The organism is Ottowia cancrivicina (assembly GCF_029813755.1).
GTDB classification, from domain to species: domain Bacteria; phylum Pseudomonadota; class Gammaproteobacteria; order Burkholderiales; family Burkholderiaceae_C; genus Ottowia; species Ottowia massiliensis.
Genome location: NZ_JARVII010000046.1, coordinates 2,501 through 5,415, shown reverse-complemented (window position 1 = coordinate 5,415; position 2,915 = coordinate 2,501). Strand labels below are relative to the sequence as shown.

The following is a 2,915-nucleotide window of genomic DNA, read 5'->3' as shown; positions in this document are numbered from 1 at the left end:
AAAAAAGCACCCATTCGGGTGCTTTTCAATCAATGGGCCTGACGATGTCCTACTTTCGCACGGGAGTCCGCACTATCATCGGCGCTAAGGTGTTTCACTGTCCTGTTCGGGATGGGAAGGAGTGGATCCGCCTTGCTATGGTCATCAAGCTTTAACTTTTTGCAATAAAGAACGCTCAGAATGTTCGCATGATTCAAGCGCACTCATTGCCAACCCATAGAATTCTATCAGCATTCAATCATGACTGCACGCATCCGGCTCTTTCTTGATGTTTCATTGAGCATCAAAGTTATAGGGTCAAGCCTCACGAGCAATTAGTACTGGTTAGCTTAATGCATTGCTGCACTTCCACACCCAGCCTATCAACGTCCTGGTCTTGAACGACTCTTCAGGGGGATCAATCCCCGGCAGATCTCATCTTGAAACGAGTTTCCCGCTTAGATGCTTTCAGCGGTTATCTCTTCCGCACATAGCTACCCTGCAATGCCACTGGCGTGACAACAGGTACACCAGAGGTGCGTCCACTCCGGTCCTCTCGTACTAGGAGCAGGCTTTCTCAAATCTGCAACGCCCACGGAAGATAGGGACCAAACTGTCTCACGACGTTTTAAACCCAGCTCACGTACCTCTTTAAATGGCGAACAGCCATACCCTTGGGACCGACTACAGCCCCAGGATGAGATGAGCCGACATCGAGGTGCCAAACACCGCCGTCGATATGAACTCTTGGGCGGTATCAGCCTGTTATCCCCAGAGTACCTTTTATCCGTTGAGCGATGGCCCTTCCATACAGAACCACCGGATCACTATGTCCTGCTTTCGCACCTGCTCGACTTGTCAGTCTCGCAGTTAAGCACGCTTGCGCCATTGCACTATCGTCACGATGTCCGACCGTAACTAGCGTACCTTCGAACTCCTCCGTTACGCTTTGGGAGGAGACCGCCCCAGTCAAACTGCCTACCATGCACTGTTCCCCGTCCTGATTCAAGGACGCAGGTTAGAACCTCAAACACACCAGGGTGGTATTTCAACAGCGGCTCCGTAGCAACTGGCGTCACCACTTCAAAGCCTCCCACCTATCCTACACAGATCTGTTCAAAGTCCAATACAAAGCTACAGTAAAGGTTCATGGGGTCTTTCCGTCTATCCGCGGGGAGATTGCATCATCACAAACATTTCAACTTCGCTGAGTCTCAGGAGGAGACAGTGTGGCCATCGTTACGCCATTCGTGCAGGTCGGAACTTACCCGACAAGGAATTTCGCTACCTTAGGACCGTTATAGTTACGGCCGCCGTTTACTGGGACTTCGATCAAGAGCTTGCACCCCATCACTTAATCTTCCAGCACCGGGCAGGCGTCACACCCTATACGTCCACTTTCGTGTTTGCAGAGTGCTGTGTTTTTAATAAACAGTCGCAGCCACCTATTTTTTGCAACCCATTCATGCTCAGATGTTCTCATCACACTACTAGGGCACACCTTCTCCCGAAGTTACGGTGTCAATTTGCCGAGTTCCTTCTCCTGAGTTCTCTCAAGCGCCTTAGAATACTCATCTCGCGCACCAGTGTCGGTTTGCGGTACGGTCGTGTGCAGCTGAAGCTTAGTGGCTTTTCCTGGAACCTCGTTCAGTTGCTTCGCAAGCAAGCTTGCTCGATCGATGGCCTGGGCACATATGCACCGGATTTGCCTGATGCACACCTACTTCCACCTAAACCGGGATATCCAAAACCCGGACAACCTATTAAGATCCGTCCCCACATCGCACTGCACATCGGTACAGGAATATTAACCTGTTTCCCATCAGCTACGCATCTCTGCCTTACCTTAGGGGCCGACTTACTCTACGCCGATGAACGTTGCATAGAAAACCTTGCGCTTACGGCGAGCGGGCTTTTCACCCGCTTTAACGCTACTCATGTCAGCATTCGCACTTCTGATATCTCCAGCAGCCTTCTCAGGCCGCCTTCACAGACTTACAGAACGCTCTCCTACCACACACATTGCTGTGCATCCGCAGCTTCGGTAACTGGCTTGAGCCCCGTTACATCTTCCGCGCAAGACGACTCGATCAGTGAGCTATTACGCTTTCTTTAAATGGTGGCTGCTTCTAAGCCAACATCCTGACTGTTTTAGCCTTCTCACTTCGTTTCCCACTTAGCCAATTTTAGGGACCTTAGCTGGCGGTCTGGGTTGTTTCCCTCTCGTGTCCGGACGTTAGCACCCGGTGCACTGTCTCCCACGCTCTGCTCTTTAGTATTCGGAGTTTGCCTTGGTTTGGTAAGTCGCCATGACCCCCTAGCCAAAACAGTGCTCTACCCCAAAAGGCAATACGTGAGGCACTACCTAAATAGTTTTCGGAGAGAACCAGCTATTTCCAGGTTTGTTTAGCCTTTCACCCCTATCCACAACTCATCCGCTGGTTTTGCAACACCAGTCGGTTCGGACCTCCAGTACCTGTTACGGCACCTTCATCCTGGTCATGGATAGATCACCTGGTTTCGGGTCTACACCCAGCGACTCAAACGCCCTATTCGGACTCGATTTCTCTGCGGCTCCCCTACTCGGTTAACCTCGCCACTGAATGTAAGTCGCTGACCCATTATACAAAAGGTACGCCGTCACCCAAAAGGGCTCCGACTTTTTGTAAGCATGCGGTTTCAGAATCTATTTCACTCCCCTCCCGGGGTTCTTTTCGCCTTTCCCTCACGGTACTTGTTCACTATCGGTCGATGATGAGTATTTAGCCTTGGAGGATGGTCCCCCCATATTCAGACAGGATTACACGTGTCCCGCCCTACTTGTTACCAGTCTAGTACCACACATTCGCTTTCGCATACAGGGCTATCACCTGCTATGACCGAGTTTTCCACCTCGTTTTGCTAACGATTGCGCTATCACTGGAAGGCTGATCCAA

2 rRNA genes (1 of these 2 cut by a window edge) are annotated in these 2,915 nt (G+C 51.0%); both read right to left on the bottom strand.

The features are described 5' to 3' along the window. Positions 1-36: 36 nt before the first annotated feature. Positions 37-149, bottom strand: a 5S ribosomal RNA gene (gene rrf, locus QB898_RS12775). Between the two features lie 144 nt (positions 150-293). Then, positions 294-2,915 (bottom strand): 23S ribosomal RNA (locus tag QB898_RS12770) (it continues 252 nt past the right edge of the window).